The 419-nt window shown below is 58.5% G+C and carries 2 protein-coding genes; both read right to left on the reverse strand.

The features are described from left to right. A partial coding sequence (locus AC5ZG1_RS44495) for a DUF1150 family protein (protein ID WP_496136585.1) occupies nucleotides 1-117 on the reverse strand: 117 nt, incomplete at its 3' end. Nucleotides 118-164: 47 nt separating this feature from the next. Beyond that, on the reverse strand, nucleotides 165-419 hold a 255-nt coding region (locus tag AC5ZG1_RS44500; protein ID WP_496136584.1), incomplete at its 5' end, for an Hsp20 family protein.

The raw sequence follows: 419 nt of genomic DNA on the forward strand, positions 1-419 counted from the left end.
TGGGAAGCACTTGGCGACCTCTTCGGTGCGCATCTTTCTGATGTAGGCGACCTCGCCGTTGCCGATGTGGGCAAGCTCGGATTTGGTCAAGTGAGACGTGGCTTCTTTCATCAACATTCCTGTTCCTCCGGGAGAAGGGACCAACGGTTCTGGAAACCGTTGTGCTACTGTGAGACCGAAATGTTAATTTTCTTGACCATCCGCGCCGGTTCCGGACGAATTAGATCGACGGAGAGCAGACCGTTCTTCAGGCCGGCGCCGAGGACCTGCATGCCGTCGGCCAGCACGAAGGTGCGCTGGAACTGGCGGGAGGCAATGCCGCGATAAAGATAATCCCGCTCGCCCTGCTCCACCTGACGGCCGCGGATCACAAGCTGGTTCTCCTCGGTGGAGACATCGAGCTCCTCCTCGCTGAAACC

The organism is Bradyrhizobium sp. Leo78, assembly GCF_059512425.1.